The sequence below is a fragment of the Rubrimonas sp. genome (genome assembly GCF_036788415.1).
Taxonomy (GTDB): domain Bacteria; phylum Pseudomonadota; class Alphaproteobacteria; order Rhodobacterales; family Rhodobacteraceae; genus Rubrimonas.
On sequence record NZ_DAIQNN010000208.1, the window covers coordinates 1 to 2,689 of the forward strand.

Annotated in this window: 3 protein-coding genes and 1 pseudogene; all 4 read left to right on the top strand. The window is 67.8% G+C overall.

What is annotated here, in order from left to right; all coding sequences use genetic code 11:
* The coding region (locus V7Q31_RS18590) for a DEAD/DEAH box helicase (protein WP_333835328.1) at positions 1 to 978 on the top strand (978 nt) is incomplete at its 5' end.
* Complete coding sequence (locus V7Q31_RS18595; RefSeq protein ID WP_333835329.1) at positions 975 to 1,403, top strand: DUF6511 domain-containing protein; 429 nt, start codon at positions 975 to 977, stop codon at positions 1,401 to 1,403. The genes V7Q31_RS18590 and V7Q31_RS18595, both read left to right, overlap by 4 nt.
* On the top strand, positions 1,403 to 2,170 hold the full coding sequence (locus tag V7Q31_RS18600; protein ID WP_442976758.1) for a hypothetical protein: 768 nt from the start codon (positions 1,403 to 1,405) through the stop codon (positions 2,168 to 2,170). The genes V7Q31_RS18595 and V7Q31_RS18600 overlap by 1 nt, the downstream gene beginning before the upstream one ends.
* Positions 2,167 to 2,689: pseudogene (locus V7Q31_RS18605) on the top strand (AAA family ATPase); the annotation flags it as partial. The gene V7Q31_RS18600 and the pseudogene V7Q31_RS18605, both read left to right, overlap by 4 nt.

Sequence of the window (2,689 nt, forward strand, 5' to 3'; positions counted from 1 at the left end):
ACCGTGGTGTTTTGCTCCACCGTGGCCCATGCCGAACACGTCACCGAGGCGTTCAAGGCGGCGGGCGTTTCCGCCGCGCTGATCCACGGCGATCTGGCGGCCGAGACGCGCAAGGCGATACTCGCCGACTACGCGGCGGGCGACATCCGCGTCATCGTCAACGTGGCGGTGCTGACGGAGGGCTGGGACCATCCGCCCACCTCCTGCGTCGTGCTGCTGCGGCCCAGTTCCTACAAGTCCACCATGATCCAGATGGTCGGGCGCGGGCTGCGCACCGTCGATCCCGAGGAACATCCCGGCATCGTCAAGACCGACTGCGTCGTGCTGGATTTCGGCACCTCGAGCCTGATCCACGGCACGCTGGAACAGGATGTCGATCTCGACGGCAAGACCGAGGCTGGTGAAGCCCTGACGAAATCCTGCCCCGGCTGCGGCGCCGACATTCCGCTAGCCGCCACCGAATGCCCGCTCTGCGGCGAGGCGTTCCCGCGGGAGGACGAAGAGGCCGGTGAAGGCGGGGCCGCCGCGCCGCTGTCGGGCTTCATGATGACGGAAATCGACCTGCTGAAGCGGTCCAGTTTCGCGTGGGTCGATCTCTTTGGCGACGATGCGGCGCTGATGGCCAACGGGTTCAGTGCCTGGGGCGGCATCTTTTTCCTCGATGGTCGCTGGCACGCTGTTGGCGGCGGCAAGGGCCAGACGCCGCGTTTGCTGGGGGTGGGCGAACGCCCGGTCTGCCTGGCGCAGGCGGATGACTGGCTGAACACCCACGAGACCGATGAGAGCGCATTCAAGTCGAAGGGATGGCTGACACAGGCCGCCACCGAAAAGCAGCTGCAGTACCTGCCACCCGAATGCCGCCATGACTTCGGCCTGACGCGGTACCGCGCCTCCGCTCTGATGACCTTCGGCTTCAACAAGCGCGAGATTCGCCAACTTGTGGGCCGCGCCAGCCCGGACATCGGGAGGGCCGCGTGAGCCATGTCGCGCAAATCGCACCCCCGTCCGCAGCGGCTGCGGATCGACCGGGCCGTGATCGCCTCTGGCATCCGCGGCCGGTGCTCTGCGCCGTCTGCACATTCCGCGCGCGCGGCTTCGGCTGGTTCGATCCGCACCGACCGCGCCCAACCCGCACCCGCCGCTGGTTCTGCTCCATGGGCTGCCAGGCGGCCTTCACCCGCAAAGCGAAGAGAGGATTAAGCATGGTCGATTTCACCGAAGAGGAAACCATGGCGCTGCCCGCCGTGATGCGCGCGCTTGCGCCCGAGATGGAGCGGATCGGCTGGGACCGCCCCTTGGGCCAGCTGACCCAGAACGACATGCGCCGGCTGATTGTCGTGACCGTCGAGGCGTTCCGCGCCGAGATGGCAGAGATCGCCGCCGAGGCGGAGATCCCCTTCTGATGCTGGATTTCAACCCGCGCCCCTCCATGGCCGAGCGGATCAACGCGCTGGTCGACGCCGCGCTGATCGCCGAGCGGGACGCCACGCCGCCCCGAACCTATCTCGGCGCGTCCCGTCTGGGGCATGCCTGCGAACGTGCGCTGCAGTTCGAGTTCGCGGGCGCGCCCAAGGATGAGGGCGCGGATTTCGGCGGCCAGACCCTGCGCATCTTCGCGATCGGTCATCAGCTCGAGGATCTGGCGATCCGCTGGCTGCGGGCGGCGGGGCTCGACCTCTACACCCGCAAGGGAAACCGGCCCGATGGGGAGCAGTTCGGTTTTTCCGTCGCGGGCGGTCGCATCCGCGGCCATGTCGACGGGATCATCGCCGGCGCCCCGGCCGCGCTCGGTCTTCGCACCCCGGCGCTCTGGGAGTGCAAGACGATGAACGCGAAGAACTGGCGGGCCTGCGTCAAGGACGGGGTCGCCGTCTCCAAGCCCGTCTATGCCGCACAGATCGCGATCTACCAGGCCTACATGGAGCCCTCGGTGCCGGGGATTTCCACGGCCCCCGCACTCTTCACCGCGATCAACAAGGACACCGCCGAGCTGCACCACGAGCAGGTCGCCTTCGATGCCGACCTCGCGCAGCGCATGTCCGACCGCGCGGTGCGGATTCTGCAAGCCACCGACGCCGGCGAGCTGCTGCCCCGCATCGCCGCCAGCCGCGACTTCTTCGAATGCCGGTTCTGCGCCCATGCCGAGCGGTGCTGGGGGTTGGCCGTATGAGCGACGACAAGATCATCCACTTCAATCCATGGCGGGATTTCAACGACGCGGCACCGCTGCCCGATCCCTTCGCCGTGGAACCGGATCCCGCGCAGATCGCGCGCTTCGTCGACGTGGTCTTCGGCTATTCCGAGGGACTGATCCCTGTCCGTGGCTTCGTGGACAAGGGTCAGGGCAAGGACGGCCGGCCCCACAACATCTGGATCGACGCGAACGGCGCGGCGCCCGACAAGCTCGCCACCTTCGCCGCCTGGGGCGCGCGCGAGGGAGCGGCGGTCTATGTCATTCCCGGCACGGTGGCGGAAACCGGACAGGCGCGTGCCGCAGATGTCCTGCAGATGCAGAGCGTCGTCGTCGATCTGGACGCGGGCGACATCGCTGCCAAGCTCGATCACCTCGTCCACCACCTCGGGCGACCGACGCTGATCGTCGAGAGTGGCGGACGCACAGCCGATGGCGCGACAAAGCTCCATGTCTGGTGGAAGCTGACCGAGCCCGCCGAAGGCGCCGATCTCGCGC